The organism is Streptomyces capoamus (genome assembly GCF_014654935.1).
GTDB classification, from domain to species: Bacteria; Actinomycetota; Actinomycetes; order Streptomycetales; family Streptomycetaceae; genus Streptomyces; species Streptomyces capoamus.
Map to the genome: position 1 here is coordinate 108,552 of NZ_BNBF01000021.1, position 13,480 is coordinate 122,031.

Sequence of the window (13,480 nt, forward strand, 5' to 3'; positions counted from 1 at the left end):
AGGTCGTGCCCGATGCCCACCAGCACGGTGGCGCGGTCGCCGGCCTCCTCCACGGTCAGCTCGGTGACGAGCCGGCGCTCCTCGGGGGTGAGGGCGTAGAACTCGCCGGTGTTCCCGTTGGGGGTGAGGGTGGTGATGCCGCCGTCGAGCACGCGACGCAGCAGGGCCCGGTGGGCGTCCCTGTCGACGGAGCCGTCCTCGGCGAAGGGGGTCACCGGGATGGCCACCACGTCGCCCAGGGCCGCCCGTTGGGTCTCGAACGTCACGGTGCTCATGTCTGACCATCCTCCGCGAGGGGATCGGGGAACGCGCGGCGCACGAAGGACGCGATGTGGGCGTGCAGGGCGTTCGCGGCGCCGTCCGCGTCGCCGTCCAGCGCGAGCCGCAGGATCTCCCGGTGCTCGGCGGCCTCCTTCTCCCAGGAGGGGTCGGCGGACCAGGCGACGGCGGAGACGAGGGCGGCCTGGTCGCGGACCTCGTCGAGCATCCGGCCGAGCAGCGGGTTGCCGCACGGCAGGTAGAGGGCGCGGTGGAACTCCCGGTTGGCCAGCGAGCGTTCGGCGGTGTCGGTGGCGGTGTCGGCGCGCGCGAGCGCGTCCCGGGCGGCGTCGAGGGAGGCGCCCCGGGTGACGGCCCGGCGCAGGGCCTCGGGTTCGAGCAGCAGCCGCACGTCGTAGACCTCGCGCGCCATGTCCGCGTCCACCATGCGCACCGTGACGCCCTTGTACTGGCTCATGACGACCAGTCCGGTCCCGGCGAGCGTCTTCAGGGCCTCCCGCACCGGGGTCTTGGACACCCCGAACTGCGCGGCCAGCTCCGTCTCGACCAAGGGCTGACCAGGCGTCAGCTGCCCGGTGAGGATGCGGTGTTTGATCGCATCGAGCACGTACTGCGTGCGGGACGGGATCGGGGTGGGCACAGGGGTCATGCGGCCCTCTCGGATCTCACATATCGCGTCTCATATATGACGTACGAAGTACGACGCGTCGACGGTAGGAGGGGGCCCGTGTTTCGTCAATGCTTCCGGCAGCGGAAGCCGAGGGATCCTCAGACGGCGTGGATGTCGCCCTCGACGGCGGTGAACGTCGGCCGGCCGGAGGCGGCGGCGGCCCGCGCGGTGGCCGCCTCCCGGGTGAGCGTGGGGCCGACGTGGGTGACGAGCAGCTCCCGGACCCGGGCCTCGCGGGCGGTCCGGCCGGCGTCCTCCGGCGTCAGATGGACCTGTTCGCCCTCGCGATGCACGTCGATGTCGGCCTCGCACAGGAACAGGTCGGCGCGGGCGGCGAGTTCGCCGAGCGCGGGGCAGGGCCCGCTATCCCCGGAGTAGGCGACCACGCTGCCCTGGCACTCCGCGCGCAGCCCGTACGCCTCGGTGCCGTGGGCGACGGCGCGGGCGCTCAGGCGGAGGTTCCAGTGCCGGACGTCGTGGCCGTCGTACAGGTCGCGGAAGTCGAAGACGCTCTTCAGGAAGTCGACGTCCGGCCGCCCGAAGAAACCGGCCAGCCGGCGGGCGCAGCCCGGCGGCGCGTACACGGGGACCGGCGCGGGCGGGGTCATCCCGCCGAAGGCGAAGGCGTAGGCGGCGGCGAGCAGATCGGCACTGTGGTCCGCGTGCAGGTGGGAGATCCAGACGGCGGCCAGCCGCGTCGGGTCCGTGTGCCGTTGCAACGCGGCGAACGTGCCGGGTCCCGCGTCCACCCACACCTCGGCGCCCGCGCCCGACAGCAGGTACCCGGAGCAGGGCCGGTCGGGTCCCGGGTGGGGCGAAGCGGTGCCGAGGACGGTGAGGGTGAGCGGCATGGCCCAGAGAGTACGCCGCCCCACGGGCCCACCCCGGCCCACCCGGGCGAACCGAGCCGCCGAAACCGCCCGGAACCACACCGATCACAGCGGGCCACCCCACCCCACTGGACCACCCAGCCCCACCGGACCACCCGGACCACCGGGCCACCCAGGCCGCCGGGCCACCCGCAGCGCGGAGCGCTGGGGCACTTGGACCGCCGGCTCTACGGACCCCCGGGCCACCCGGAGCGCTGGGCCAGCCAGGCCGTCGGCTCTACCGACCGCCAGGCCATCCAGGGCGCCGGGCCCCCCCGGGGCGCCGGGCCACCTGGACCACCCGCTCTACGGACCTCAGGGCCACCCACGCCGCCGGACCACCCGGACCACCGGCCCTACCGACCTCCGGGCCACCCAGACCACCGGGCCCCCAGGCCGCCGGGCCACCTGGACCGCCCGCTCCACCGACCGCCGAGCCACCCAGACCACCGGGCCGCCCACGCCCCCAGGGCACCCGCAGCGCTGGGCCAGCCAGGCCGTCGGCTCTAGCGACCGCCAGGCCATCCAGGGCGCCGGGCCCCCAGGGCGCCGGGCCACCTGGACCACCGGCTCTACGGACCTCAGGGCCATCCACGCCGCCGGACCACCCGGACCACCGGCTCTACCGACCTCCGGGTCATCCAGACCGGCGGGCCACCCCGGACCGTCGGCTCTACGGACTGCCGGGGCATCCAGGGCGCCGGGCCCCGGAGCGTCGGGCCGGCCGGGCCGGCGGCTCTGTCGCGTCGTCGAGGCCGCGGCGGATCCGCCGGGGCCGCCCTGGGCCACCGGAGACTCGCCGGAGGCGCAGGGTCAGGTTTCCATCGCCGCGTCGCAGTCCGGGCACACCGCGGAGGTGTACTCGTCGGGGTACCAGGGCTCTCCGGGCTCTCCGGAGGGCGTCCGGCGGGCCCTGGTCATGGCGAAGGTGTCCTTGCCGCACAGGGTCCGCGGGCCGACCGCCTCGGACTGGCCGGGAGCGGCGGGCGCCGCGTGCACCCGGCGGGGGAGCCCTTCCGCGCCGGGCGGCGGCCCGGCCGCCGGCTGCTCCAGCTCGTACACCACGACGATCCCGCTCATGTCTCCACCGTACGCACGACGGCCCGGCCCGGACGCGGTCAGCCGCGTGTCGCGCTGGGCAGGGACAGTTCGCGGCCGCGGTAGAAGCCCTCGCGCTCCTCGGCGACGTAGGGGGCCATGGCCTCGCGTCGCCGCGCCTCCGACTCGGAGCCCCGCCACGCGTCGCACGACTCCCGGGAGTCCCAGAACGACACCCCGGTGATCTCCTGTCCGTCCTCGGACCAGTAGGCGTAGGCCCGGTGCAGGCCCTGCGGTGCGGGCTCCGGGCGCCACGCCCTCTCGAAGTCCTCCAGCGTGCCCGGCTGAAGGCGGCGCGTCGTCACCCACACGTAGTGCTCCTGCATGGCGGCTTCCTCCGTACCCGTTCGGCGTGCCCCCTCCCAGGTCACCGTAGGGCCACCGCGCCGCTTCCGCCGCCCGGCGTCCGCCGGGCGGCTCAGGCTCGCGCCGCCCGGGGCCGGGTCCCGGGCGCCCACGCCGGGTCCCGGCCGCTCAGGCCGACCGCGCGGTCCAGCGGCGGCGCGGCCTCGGGGACCGGGACGACGGCGCCGAAGAGGCCGTCGCGGGCGGGGCCGTCGGCCGCGGCCCGCAGGAAGCCGAGCGCCGCGTCCAGGGCGTCCGGGTCCGGGACGTAGGCCTGGCCGGTGGCGCGGGCCAGGTCCCAGGCGTGGATCACCAGTTCGCCGGCGACGACGGCACCGGCGACCGCGCCCGGCAGGTCCACCCCGCCGGCGCGGGTACCGCCGGTCCAGGCGGCCGGGTCGCGCCAGGCCTCGGCCAGCTCGTCCAGCGCCTCGGGCAGCCGCGCGCGCCAGCCGGGGCCGATGTCCGGCAGGGTGGCGGCCGGGCTGGTGTCGGTCCTCGTGCCGAGGTCCTTGCGGGCGGCGTCCCGGAAGGCCAGGGACAACGTCAGCAGATGGCCCAGCAGGTTGCGCACCCGCAGGTCGGGACACGGTGTGGCGGCGGTCAGCTGCTCGTCGGCGACGGACGCGGCGAGCCGCGCCACGATCCGGGTCTGGGGGCCGAGGTCCACCATGGTCATGACGTACTCCTTCGCGTCGGCGCTCCTTCGCAGGGGTGACCGGCCGGCGCCCGGAAACTCATCGCCGTGGGCCGGCGCTCCCACGGCCGGCGGCCGCCCGCGAGGCACCACGCGGCGATCACCGGGTCGCACAGCGCGCACCCGAACGACGCGTCGTGCGCGAACGGCACGATCGGGTGGCCCTTGAGGTGGTGGACGACGTCCCACGCGGTGTGCAGCAGCCAGCCGACGCCGATGAACGTCCAGGAGTCCAGGCCCCGGTAGGCGACCCAGGTGGTCACCGCGGTGAACGCGAACTCCCAGCCGCCGAGTCCGCCGCCGCTCAGGTAGGCGGCCCCGGCACCGGCGACCATGAGCGCGTTGACGCGGCGCCGGCGGGGTTCGGGGAGGAGGGACATGAGGGTGACGTAGAGCAGGCCGATGAGGAGGGGGGCGGTGTAGCGCATGCGGTCGACGGTAGGTTTCCGCCTCCCGGCGTCCCAGGGGTGTCCGTGCCAGGTTCCGACGGATTGCCGCCAGCGTGCCGCGCCGGGAACCCGGGCGTCTTCCCGATGCCGGGCCCCCCTCCTTAGCTCCACGATGACCGGGCATGACGACTTCCCCCACGGTGTTCCGCGTGCTGCGGGACCGCAACGCGCGGCTGTACCTCACCTCCCTGGTGGTGTCCGGTTTCGGCACCTCCTCGCTGTGGCTGGTCTCGGGCGTATGGGTCAGAGACCTCACGGGGTCCGACGGTCTGGCCGCCCTGTCCCTGCTGGCGATGTGGGCGCCCACCCTGGCCGGCCCCGCCCTGGGCACGCTCGCCGACCGGCACCGCCGCAAGCCCCTGCTGATCGCCCTGAACCTGGGGCTCGCCGCGCTGCTCCCCGCTCTCTTCACCGTCGGCTCCCCGGGCCGCCTCTGGGTGCTGTTCGCCGTCCTGTTCCTGTACGGCGCCGCCGGTGCCGTGGCCGATGCCGCCGAGTCGGCGCTGGTCACCGCCGTGGTCGGCGCGGATCTGATGGGTGACGTCAACGGGTTGCGGACGGCCCTGACGGAGGGCATGAAGCTCGTCGCCCCGCTGACCGGCGCCGGCCTCTACACGCTGAGCGGCGGTCCGGCCGTGGCCTGCCTGGACGCCGTCACCTTCCTGCTGGCGGCCGGGCTGTGCGCCCTGCTGCGGGTGCGCGAGGAACGGCCCGGGCGGCCGCGCGGGAACCGGCGGCAGCGGACCGCGGAGGGCGTCCGGCACCTGTGGGGTCACCCCGTGCTGCGCCCGCTGGTCGTGGCGGGCGGTACGACCATGCTGCTGACCTCGGTGGCCGGCACGACGGTGTACGCCGTGGCCGACCGCCTCGGCCACTCCCCCGCCTACGCCGGCGTGTTGTACGCCGCCCAGGGCGCGGGCTCGGTGACGGCCGGGCTGCTCGCCGGGCCGGCGCTGCGGCGGCTGGGCGAGCGGCGGTTCGCGGCGGCCGGGATCGCGCTGACGGGGGTCGCGCTGGCGGCGCGGGCGGTGCCGTGGGAGGCGGTGGCGGCGGCCACCGGTGTGGCGTGCGGCCTGGGCCTGCCCTGTGTGCTGATCGCCGCGCTCACCGCCGTGCAGCGGGAGACCCCCGGTCCGCTGCTCGGCCGGGTGACGGCCACCGCGAACACGCTGCTCTTCACCCCGGTCGTGCTCGGCCTCGCCGCCGGGGCCGGCCTGGTCGAACCGGCCGGCCCCGCGCTGCTGCTGCCGGTCTGCGGCGTGTCGCTGCTGCTGACGGCGCTGGCGCTGCTTCAGCGGCCGGCGAGCGCCGCCCGGACCGCATCGAGGTCCCCGTCGGACGCCAACCCGGCGTGATACAGCCGCAGTTCCGTCGCGCCGGCGGCTCGCGCGCGTGCCGCGTCCGCCGCGAGGGTGCCGGGGCTGCCGCCCATGCCGGAGACGACCGTGAGGTTGGCGGCCAGCACCGTCCCCTCGCGGGCCGCTGCGGCGAACGGCGCCAGCAGGGCCGTACCGCCGGTGCAGGGCACCACCACGCCGTCGGCCACGGACAGGATGTGCGCGGGGTCGACGCCCGCGTTGGCGCCGCAGTGGTAGGGGACCGGGTCGGCGTGCAGCAGGACCTGGAAGCCGTCCGGGGCGGCGGCGCGCACGGCGGCGACCGCTTCCTCCTGGAGGGTGCGGGCGGTGGTCTCGCGCCACGCGCGCGTGGCGGCCGCCGTGTCCCGGCCGAGCAGTTTCTCCACCGTCGGCCAGCCCTCGTCGTCGCCCGTGCCCCGCCACAGCGGTTCCAGCGCCTCGCGCACGGCCGCGGCGAGCGCGTCGGCGTCCAGCCCCCGCGTGCCGTAGCCGGCCCGGCAGGACGGGCAGAAGCACAGGGACATCAGGTACTGCCCGGCGTCCCCGAGGGCGACGCCGGCCGTCTTGTCGTGGGCGTGCAGGTGCTGGAGGCCGTACCAGCCGAGGGACTCCAGTTCGGTGCCGCGCGCGCCGGGGCGTACGGCGGCCTCGGCGGCCAGGTCGGCCAGGTAGGCGCGGGTGGCGGGCTGGGCGATGCAGGGCGCCCACGGGTAGCGGTCGCCGTAGGCGTTGACGACGGAGGTGTCCGGGTGCTCGGCGCCCAGGCGGGAGTTGTGGGCGAGGACGACCCAGCTGTGCACCTCCAGGCCGGCCCCGGCGAGGGCTTCGGCGGCCTTGCCGTAGGCGTCGCCGGGGGCCCAGCGGCCGGCGGGGCGGGGTCGCAGGACGCGGCCCGCCCAGCGGCCGTCCGGCGGGTAGAGCACGGCCGCGTACTCGGCGGTGACGATGCGGTGGCGGGGGTGGCGCGGGGTCAGCGCGCGGGTGGAGTGGTAGGCGGCGGCGAGGGTGACCTGCTCGACGCCGAGCCCGGCGATGCGTGCGGGGGCCCCGGGGTCGCCGTCGACGTCCCAGGGGTAGACGAACGCCGATGCCCTCACTCCTCCTCCAGCAGGGCGTGTCCGCGCTCGATCAGCCGGGCGAGTTGTTTGACGTGGTCCTCGGCCGGTTCGTGCAGCGGGGGCCGGACCTCGCCGACGTCCAGGCCGCGCAGCCGCACCCCGGCCTTGACGAGGGAGACGGCGTAGCCGCTGCCCTGGGCGCGCAGTTCGACGAAGGGGCGGTAGAAGCCGTCCAGGAGGCGGTGCGCGAGCGGCAGGTCGCCGGTCTCCAGGGCGTGGTGGAAGGCGACCGCGATCTCCGGCGCGAAGCAGAACACCGCCGAGGAGTACAGGGTGATGCCCAGGGCGCGGTAGGCGAGCTGGGTCTGCTCGGCGGTGGGCAGGCCGTTGAAGTACAGGAAGTCGCCGGGGGCCTCGGTGCGGACGGCGCTGACGACGCGCTGCATGAGGTCGAGGTCGCCGAGGCCGTCCTTGAGGCCGATGACGCCCTCGGTGCGGGCCAGTGCGACCACGGTCGGCGGGGTGAGGACGGCGTTGTCGCGCTGGTAGACGATCACCGGCAGGGCGGTGGCCGCGGCGACCTCGCGGTAGTGCCGCAGCAGGCCTTCCTGGCCGGCGTGCACGAGGTAGGGCGGCATGGCGAGGAGGCCGTCGGCGCCCGCGTCCGCGGCGAGGCGTGCGTAGCGGACGGCGAGCGCCGTGCCGTAGCCCGCCCCCGCGACGACCGGGACGCGTCCCTCGGTCGCCTCGACGGCTGCCCGGACCGAGGCCTCGAACTCCTCCGGGAGCAGTGCGTGGAACTCCCCGGTGCCGCAGCAGGCGAAGACGGCGGCGGCACCGGCCGCGACACCGCGGCGCACATGGGTGCGGTAGACGTCCAGGTCGAGTGAGCCGTCGGGGCCGTAGGCCGTGACGGGGAAGAAGAGCGGCCCGCTCGGGTCGCGGAGCCGGGCGGCGAGAGGGGCTGACGTCACGGGCGCTCCCTGTCGGTGCATGTTTCTGATCGGTGTCCATATTTCTGAACGCCTCCACGCTACGGGCCGCCATCGGAGCCGGTCAAGCGCACGAACGGGCGACCCCGCAGCGGATCTGCGCACGCCGGGGCACACTTGACGAGGCGCGTGACGGCTCCCTAGCGTGTCCACGCATGTGAATGTCGTCCAAACATGCGGCCGTCGAGGACCTCAAGGAGTCGAAGGATGCCCGCTCCCCGCACGATCCTGCTCACCGGCGCCGCCGGCGGCCTCGGCACCCTGATGCGGTCCCTGCTGCCCGAGTACGGCTACACGCTGCGCCTGTTCGACGTGCGGCCCGTCGAGGGCGAGCCGGACGCGATCACCGCGGACCTCACCGACCGGGAGGCGCTGCGCGAGGCCGTGCGGGGCGTGGACGCGGTGCTGCACCTGGCGGGCATCTCCCTGGAGGCGCCCTTCGAGAAGATCCTGAAGTCGAACATCGAGGGCACCTACCACCTGTACGAGACCGCCCGCCAGGAGGGCGTGCCGCGCATCGTCTTCGCCTCCTCCAACCACGCCGTCGGGTTCACCCCGGCCCCGCGCGCGGGCGAGCCGCTCATCCCCGTCGACACCCCGCGGCGCCCGGACACCTTCTACGGCCTGTCCAAGTCCTTCGGCGAGGACCTGGCCCAGCTGTACTGGGACAAGCACGGCCTGGAGACCGTCTCCGTGCGCATCGGCTCCTGCTTCCCGGAGCCCACCAGCGTCCGGATGCTCTCGGTGTGGATGAGCCCGGCCGACGGTGCCCGCCTCTTCCACGCGGCGCTGACCGCCGAGGGGGTCGGCCACACGGTCGTCCACGGCTCCTCCGCCAACACCCGCCTGTGGTGGGACCTGACCACCGCGCGGGCGCTGGGCTACGAGCCGCGGGACGACTCCGAGCCCTACGCCGGGAAACTGATCGCCGAGCAGGGCGAGCTGGACCCGGGGAACCCGGCCCACACCCACCTGGGCGGGCACTTCGTGAACGACCCGCCCCTCTGGCCGTACTGAGCCGGCCGGCGGCCCCGGGCGGCTCCCGGCGGCCGGAAACGATCGTCCACGCGCGCGGGCGGGCACCGAACGGGCCCGCCCGCCGCCGTGTCCGGGCACCGCCGGTGCCCGCTCCCACCCGGCCCCGCACGGCCGCGCAGGTCCGCGGCGGGCACGGCCCGCGGGAAGCGGGCGCAAGCGGGCACAAGCGGGCCCGCAACAGGCCTGGTCAGCCGCGCACACCGGCGGTAGAACTTCCCCCATGGGCCCGAACGGGCAGTGCCACAGGGAAGCGGGTGACGCATATGGCCACCAGGACGGCGGAAGAACGCCGGCGTGAGATCGTGCGCGCAGCCCGTGCCGCCGGCTCCGTCGACGTCACCGCTCTCGCCGCCGGCCTGGGCGTGGCCAGGGAGACCATCCGGCGCGACCTGCGCGCCCTGGAGGAGCACGGCCTGGTCCGCCGCACCCACGGCGGTGCCTACCCGGTGGAGAGCGCCGGCTTCGAGACGACCCTCGCCTTCCGCGCCACCAGCCACGTGCCGGAGAAACGCCGGGTCGCCGCCGCCGCGGCCGAACTGCTCGGGGACGCCGAGACCGTCTTCGTCGACGAGGGCTTCACCCCGCGGCTCATCGCCGAGGCACTGCCCCGGGACCGGCCGCTGACCGTGGTCACCGCGTCCCTGCCGGTCGCGGGCGCCCTGGCGGAGGCGGACCACGTCAGTGTCCTGCTGCTCGGCGGCCGGGTCCGCCCGGGCACGCTGGCCACCGTCGACCACTGGACGACGAAGATGCTGGCCGGCTTCGTGATCGACCTCGCCTACATCGGGGCCAACGGCATCTCCCGCGAGCACGGCCTGACCACCCCGGACCCGGCCGTCGGCGAGGTCAAGGCGCAGGCCGTCCGGGCCGCCCGCCGCACGGTTTTCGCCGGGGTGCACACCAAATTCGGTGCCGTCAGCTTCTGCCGCTTCGCTCAGGTCGGCGCACTGGAGGCGATCGTGACCAGCACCCTGCTCCCGGCCGCCGAGGCCCACCGCTACACCCTGCTGGGCCCCCAGGTCATCCGGGTCTGAAGCATTCGCTCCCCCACCTCCGTGGGGCGCCCCCACCCCCGAGCGCCCTTTATGTCCCCTTACTTCCCTTACTCCGCTTACTCCGCTTACTCCGCTTACTCCGCTTACCTCCACTCCCCTTACCTCCAGGAGCGATCCATGCGCACCCCGAGCCGACGGAGGCCGCGAGCCACGCTCGTCCTGGCCGCCGCAGGGACGCTGCTCGCCCCGCTGCTCTCCGGCTGCTGGGCCGGCGCGGGCGGGACCGGTTCCGGCGGCGACTCCATCAACGTGCTGATGGTCAACAACCCCCAGATGACCGAGCTGCGGAAGCTGACCGCCGCCCACTTCACCGAGGACACCGGCATCAAGGTCAACTTCACCGTCCTGCCCGAGAACGACGTCCGCGACAAGATCAGCCAGGACTTCGCCAACCAGGCCGGCCAGTACGACGTGGCGACCCTGTCCAACTACGAGATACCGATCTACGCCCGCAACGGCTGGCTGCACGAGATGGACACGTACCTCGCGAAGGACCCCTCGTACGACGAGCAGGACGTGCTGAAGCCGATGCGCCAGTCCCTCACCGGCGACGACGGCAGGCTCTACGGCCAGCCGTTCTACGGCGAATCGTCCTTCCTGATGTACCGCAAGGACGTCTTCGCCCAGCAGGGGCTGACCATGCCCGCACACCCCACCTGGCGGCAGATCGCCGGCCTGGCCGCGCGGGTGGAGGGCGCCCGGCCCGGCATGAAGGGCATCTGCCTGCGCGGACTGCCCGGCTGGGGCGAGGTGATGGCCCCGCTCACCACCGTCGTCAACACCTTCGGCGGCACCTGGTTCGACAAGAACTGGAAGGCCCGGCTCGACTCCCCCGAGTGGAAGCGGGCCACGCGCTTCTACGTCGGCCTGGTGCGCGAGCACGGCGAGTCGGGCGCCGCCCAGTCCGGGTTCGCCGAGTGCCTGAACAACATGACCCAGGGCAAGGTCGCCATGTGGTACGACGCCACGTCGGCGGCCGGTTCCCTGGAGGCGGCGGGCTCCCCGGTGAAAGGCAAGGTCGGCTACGCGCCCGCGCCCGTCGAGCGCACCGAGTCCTCCGGCTGGCTCTACACCTGGGCCTGGGGCATCCAGAAGGCGTCCCGCAACGCCGACAAGGCGTGGAAGTTCGTCTCCTGGGCGTCCGGCAAGGAGTACGAGCAGCTGGTCGGCGACACCGTCGGCTGGGCCGACGTCCCGGCGGGCAAGCGCGCGTCGACGTACGCGAACCCCGCCTACGTCAAGGAGGCCGCCGCCTTCCAGCAGATGACCAAGGCGGCCATCGAGGGCGCCCGGCCGAAGGACCCCGGGGTGCAGCCGCGCCCGGCGCCCGGCATCCAGTTCGTCGGCATCCCCGAGTTCACCGACCTCGGCACCAAGGTCTCGCAGGAGATCAGCGCGGCCATCGCCGGCCGCCAGTCCGTCGAGTCGGCCCTGAGGAAGTCCCAGCAGCTCGCCGAGCGCATCTCCGAGGAGTACGAGGGACGATGACCGCCACGACCACGACCCCCGTCGGCACCGCGCCCGTCCCGGCGGTGCGCCGGCCGTCCGCCCGGCTGCGCGCCTGGAGCACCCGCGCCCCGCTGCTGCCCGCCCTGATCTTCATGATCGCCGTGACCCAGCTGCCGTTCGTGGCCACGCTGGTGATCTCCTTCTTCGACTGGAACGCCCTCTACCCCGACGCCCGCCGGTTCACCGGCTTCGACAACTACCAGCAGGTCCTCACCGACGCCGACCTGCGCCGTTCGGTGGGCACGACCGTGCTGCTGACCGCGGCGGTGGTGATCGCCAGCCTGGTCCTGGGGCTCGCCCTGGCGCTGCTGCTGGACCGCAGGTTCCGCGGCCGGGGCGTGGTGCGCACGCTGCTGATCGCACCGTTCCTGGTGGTCCCGGTCGCCGCCGCGCTGCTGTGGAAACACGTGCTCTACAACCCCGAGTACGGCCTGCTCAACGGCCTGCTGCACTACGTCGGCGGGCCCCAGCCGGACTGGATCTCGAACACCCCGCTGCTCGCGGTGGAGGCGTCGCTGGTGTGGCAGTGGACGCCGTTCATGATGCTCATCCTGCTGGCCGGGCTGCAGAGCCGCGACCCCCAGCAGATCGAGGCCGCGCGGGTGGACGGCGCGAGCGACTGGCAGGTCTTCCGCCATCTGACGCTGCCCCACCTGCGCCGCTACCTCGAACTCGGCGCGCTGCTCGGCTCGATCTACATCGTGCAGAACTTCGACGCGGTCTTCACGATCACGTCGGGCGGCCTGGGCACCGCCAACCTGCCCTACACCGTCTACCAGAGCTTCTACCAGGCCCACGAGAACGGCCTCGCCTCGGCGGCCGGCGTCCTGGTGGTCATCGGCTCGCTCGTCATCGCGACCCTCGCCCTGCGCGTGGTGTCGTCCCTGTTCCGCGAGGAGGTGTCGCGCGCATGACCGCGACGACCGTACGCCGGGGCGGTCTCGGCCTGCTGGCCTGGCTCGCCGGGATCGTGTTCTTCCTGCCGATCGCCTGGATGGCGCTGACGTCGTTCCACTCGGAGGCCGACGCGGCGACCAACCCGCCCTCCTTCACCGCCGCGTTCACCCTGGACGGCTACCGCGAGTTCTTCGGCACCGGGGGCGGCGCCAGCCCCTGGCCGGCGCTGGTCAACTCCGCGGTGGCGTCGGTGGCGTCCACGCTGCTGGTGCTGCTGCTGGCCCTGCCGGCGGCGTACGCGCTGTCCGTCCGGCGGGTGCGCAAGTGGACCGACGTGCTGTTCTTCTTCCTGTCCACCAAGATGCTGCCGGCGGTGGCGGGCCTGCTGCCGGTGTACCTGTTCGCGAAGAACGCCGGGATGCTCGACAACGTCTGGCTGCTGGTCGTCCTCTACACCTCCATGAACCTGCCGATCGCGGTGTGGATGATGCAGTCGTTCCTGGCCGAGGTGCCGGTCGCGGTGATCGAGGCGGCCCAGATCGACGGCGCCCGTCTGCCGACCGTGCTGGCCCGCGTGGTCGCGCCCATCGCGCTGCCGGGCATCGCCGCCACCTCGCTGATCTGCTTCATCTTCAGCTGGAACGAGCTGCTGTTCGCCCGGGTCCTGACGGGCGTGGTCGCCGAGACCGCTCCCGTCTTCCTGACCGGCTTCATCACCAGCCAGGGCCTGTTCCTGGCGAAGGTGTGCGCCGCGTCGCTCGTCGTCTCCCTGCCGGTGCTCGCCGCGGGGTTCGCCGCCCAGGACAAGCTGGTCCAGGGCCTGTCGTTGGGAGCCGTGAAATGAAGGCCGCCGTCATCGAGTCCGTGGGCCGCGCCGTGGTCACCGAGGTGCCGGACCCGACGCCCGGGCCGCGCGAGGTCGTCGTGGAGGTCGCCGCCTGCGGCCTGTGCGGCACCGACCTGCACATCCTGCAGGGCGAGTTCGCGCCGAAGCTGCCGATCGTGCCCGGCCACGAGTTCGCGGGCGAGGTGGTCGGCGTCGGCACCCGGGTCACCGAGGTGGCGGTCGGCGACCGGGTGGCCGTGGACCCCTCGCTGTACTGCCACGAGTGCCGCTACTGCCGCACCGGGCACAACAACCTGTGCGAGCGGTGGGCCGCGATCGG

Annotated in this window: 16 protein-coding genes; 7 read left to right on the top strand and 9 right to left on the bottom strand. The window is 74.1% G+C overall.

Annotated elements, in window-relative coordinates; translation table 11 throughout:
* The 7 genes from IE312_RS42210 to IE312_RS28670 form a co-directional block, all read right to left on the bottom strand.
* The coding region (locus IE312_RS42210; protein ID WP_229900538.1) for a dihydrodipicolinate synthase family protein at window positions 1-275 on the bottom strand (275 nt) is incomplete at its 3' end.
* Window positions 272-928, bottom strand: a complete 657-nt coding sequence (locus tag IE312_RS28645; RefSeq protein WP_189985196.1) for a GntR family transcriptional regulator — start codon at window positions 926-928, stop codon at window positions 272-274. The genes IE312_RS42210 and IE312_RS28645, both read right to left, overlap by 4 nt.
* A 119-nt stretch (window positions 929-1,047) precedes the next feature.
* Window positions 1,048-1,800, bottom strand: a complete 753-nt coding sequence (locus IE312_RS28650) for an MBL fold metallo-hydrolase (protein ID WP_189985197.1) — start codon at window positions 1,798-1,800, stop codon at window positions 1,048-1,050.
* Window positions 1,801-2,631: 831 nt separating this feature from the next.
* Complete coding sequence (locus IE312_RS28655) at window positions 2,632-2,898, bottom strand: hypothetical protein (protein ID WP_189985198.1); 267 nt, start codon at window positions 2,896-2,898, stop codon at window positions 2,632-2,634.
* 38 nt (window positions 2,899-2,936) lie between these two features.
* On the bottom strand, window positions 2,937-3,242 hold the full coding sequence (locus IE312_RS28660) for a hypothetical protein (protein ID WP_189985199.1): 306 nt from the start codon (window positions 3,240-3,242) through the stop codon (window positions 2,937-2,939).
* Window positions 3,243-3,334: 92 nt separating this feature from the next.
* Complete coding sequence (locus IE312_RS28665) at window positions 3,335-3,940, bottom strand: TIGR03086 family metal-binding protein (protein WP_189985200.1); 606 nt, start codon at window positions 3,938-3,940, stop codon at window positions 3,335-3,337.
* On the bottom strand, window positions 3,937-4,386 hold the full coding sequence (locus tag IE312_RS28670; protein WP_229900539.1) for a DUF6010 family protein: 450 nt from the start codon (window positions 4,384-4,386) through the stop codon (window positions 3,937-3,939). The genes IE312_RS28665 and IE312_RS28670 overlap by 4 nt, the downstream gene beginning before the upstream one ends.
* A gap of 143 nt (window positions 4,387-4,529) precedes the next feature.
* On the opposite strand from IE312_RS28670, the gene IE312_RS28675 reads away from it, so the two are divergent.
* Window positions 4,530-5,762, top strand: coding sequence for an MFS transporter (locus IE312_RS28675; protein ID WP_189985201.1), 1,233 nt, complete (start codon window positions 4,530-4,532; stop codon window positions 5,760-5,762).
* On the opposite strand, the gene IE312_RS28680 is transcribed toward IE312_RS28675, so the two are convergent.
* Together IE312_RS28680 and IE312_RS28685 are read right to left on the bottom strand one after the other, a co-directional pair.
* Window positions 5,699-6,862 carry a hypothetical protein gene (locus IE312_RS28680; protein WP_189985202.1) on the bottom strand — a complete coding sequence of 388 codons (1,164 nt, stop codon included), beginning with the start codon at window positions 6,860-6,862 and terminating at the stop codon, window positions 5,699-5,701. The two genes, IE312_RS28675 and IE312_RS28680, sit on opposite strands and share 64 nt — an antisense overlap.
* Complete coding sequence (locus IE312_RS28685) at window positions 6,859-7,797, bottom strand: 5-dehydro-4-deoxyglucarate dehydratase (RefSeq protein WP_189985203.1); 939 nt, start codon at window positions 7,795-7,797, stop codon at window positions 6,859-6,861. The genes IE312_RS28680 and IE312_RS28685 overlap by 4 nt, the downstream gene beginning before the upstream one ends.
* 225 nt (window positions 7,798-8,022) lie before the next feature.
* Here IE312_RS28685 and IE312_RS28690 point away from each other — a divergent pair, with 225 nt between their 5' ends.
* The 6 genes from IE312_RS28690 to IE312_RS42215 all read left to right on the top strand — a co-directional run.
* Window positions 8,023-8,832, top strand: a complete 810-nt coding sequence (locus IE312_RS28690) for an NAD-dependent epimerase/dehydratase family protein (RefSeq protein ID WP_189985204.1) — start codon at window positions 8,023-8,025, stop codon at window positions 8,830-8,832.
* A 284-nt stretch (window positions 8,833-9,116) separates the two neighbouring features.
* Window positions 9,117-9,887, top strand: coding sequence for a DeoR/GlpR family DNA-binding transcription regulator (locus IE312_RS28695; RefSeq protein WP_189985205.1), 771 nt, complete (start codon window positions 9,117-9,119; stop codon window positions 9,885-9,887).
* A 138-nt stretch (window positions 9,888-10,025) separates the two neighbouring features.
* A complete protein-coding gene (locus IE312_RS28700; protein WP_189985206.1) occupies window positions 10,026-11,396 on the top strand; it encodes an ABC transporter substrate-binding protein in 1,371 nt (456 codons plus the stop codon).
* A complete protein-coding gene (locus IE312_RS28705; protein ID WP_189985207.1) occupies window positions 11,393-12,331 on the top strand; it encodes a carbohydrate ABC transporter permease in 939 nt (312 codons plus the stop codon). The genes IE312_RS28700 and IE312_RS28705 overlap by 4 nt, the downstream gene beginning before the upstream one ends.
* Complete coding sequence (locus IE312_RS28710; RefSeq protein WP_189985208.1) at window positions 12,328-13,158, top strand: carbohydrate ABC transporter permease; 831 nt, start codon at window positions 12,328-12,330, stop codon at window positions 13,156-13,158. The genes IE312_RS28705 and IE312_RS28710 overlap by 4 nt, the downstream gene beginning before the upstream one ends.
* The coding region (locus IE312_RS42215) for an alcohol dehydrogenase catalytic domain-containing protein (protein WP_229900540.1) at window positions 13,155-13,480 on the top strand (326 nt) is incomplete at its 3' end. The genes IE312_RS28710 and IE312_RS42215, both read left to right, overlap by 4 nt.

What these genes read in the sequence shown, in the direction of transcription:
- IE312_RS28645 (WP_189985196.1), bottom strand. Translation starts at nt 928, where the DNA reads ATGACCCCTGTGCCCACCCCGATCCCGTCCCGCACGCAGTACGTGCTC.
- IE312_RS28650 (WP_189985197.1), bottom strand. Translation starts at nt 1,800, where the DNA reads ATGCCGCTCACCCTCACCGTCCTCGGCACCGCTTCGCCCCACCCGGGA.
- IE312_RS28655 (WP_189985198.1), bottom strand. Translation starts at nt 2,898, where the DNA reads ATGAGCGGGATCGTCGTGGTGTACGAGCTGGAGCAGCCGGCGGCCGGG.
- IE312_RS28660 (WP_189985199.1), bottom strand. Translation starts at nt 3,242, where the DNA reads ATGCAGGAGCACTACGTGTGGGTGACGACGCGCCGCCTTCAGCCGGGC.
- IE312_RS28665 (WP_189985200.1), bottom strand. Translation starts at nt 3,940, where the DNA reads ATGACCATGGTGGACCTCGGCCCCCAGACCCGGATCGTGGCGCGGCTC.
- IE312_RS28670 (WP_229900539.1), bottom strand. Translation starts at nt 4,386, where the DNA reads ATGCGCTACACCGCCCCCCTCCTCATCGGCCTGCTCTACGTCACCCTC.
- IE312_RS28675 (WP_189985201.1), top strand. Translation starts at nt 4,530, where the DNA reads ATGACGACTTCCCCCACGGTGTTCCGCGTGCTGCGGGACCGCAACGCG.
- IE312_RS28690 (WP_189985204.1), top strand. Translation starts at nt 8,023, where the DNA reads ATGCCCGCTCCCCGCACGATCCTGCTCACCGGCGCCGCCGGCGGCCTC.
- IE312_RS28695 (WP_189985205.1), top strand. Translation starts at nt 9,117, where the DNA reads ATGGCCACCAGGACGGCGGAAGAACGCCGGCGTGAGATCGTGCGCGCA.
- IE312_RS28700 (WP_189985206.1), top strand. Translation starts at nt 10,026, where the DNA reads ATGCGCACCCCGAGCCGACGGAGGCCGCGAGCCACGCTCGTCCTGGCC.
- IE312_RS28705 (WP_189985207.1), top strand. Translation starts at nt 11,393, where the DNA reads ATGACCGCCACGACCACGACCCCCGTCGGCACCGCGCCCGTCCCGGCG.
- IE312_RS28710 (WP_189985208.1), top strand. Translation starts at nt 12,328, where the DNA reads ATGACCGCGACGACCGTACGCCGGGGCGGTCTCGGCCTGCTGGCCTGG.